The organism is Vibrio sp. 2134-1, from assembly GCF_033339495.1.
The window spans coordinates 1-503 of the sequence record NZ_JAWOUS010001020.1 but is presented as its reverse complement, the minus strand read 5'-3'; the positions used below and the strand labels follow the sequence as shown (position 1 = coordinate 503).

Sequence of the window (503 nt, the reverse complement as noted above, 5' to 3'; positions counted from 1 at the left end):
AACTCTGCGAGATCCCAGGCTTTGCTAGAACGATGGTCAGAGGAAGGTTTTCCTTCGCAATGAAACGCTCCAGCTCGGCCAGTTTCTGATCCGCCAGCCACCTTACCTCTGGGCTTTCGATCAGTGTGTCAGTGTGCAAGATGAAGTGGTGCTGGCTGATGGTCGCCCCACTCCTTACAGCCCGGATCAGGGCCATCAGGAACAGGTGCAAGACCGTTTCAGAATCTTTACCACTGGAATAGCCGATCATCATGGTCCACCCATCAATTAAGGCCGTGTGAATGGACTCAACCGATGACGTGATCAACGATGACAGACTGGTTCCTCTACTGGCATCAACGAAGTTCAAATCCTCGTTATCAGTCAGTTCTGACCAAACAGAATCCCACTTATCCCCACGCAAAAGCACTGGGATGGGTTGTTCTGATAGATCAAAGTTTAATGTTTGTTGCATAGGGCCTCCTGGATTAGCAGGGTGCCCATCCCTTCCGGGAAAGCACCCC

1 pseudogene is annotated in these 503 nt (G+C 51.3%); it reads right to left on the bottom strand.

The annotated features are described in order from the left end of the window. Nucleotides 1-454 (bottom strand): annotated as a pseudogene (locus R7R78_RS29805) (phosphoadenosine phosphosulfate reductase); the annotation flags it as partial. Between the last annotated feature and the right edge of the window lie 49 nt (nucleotides 455-503).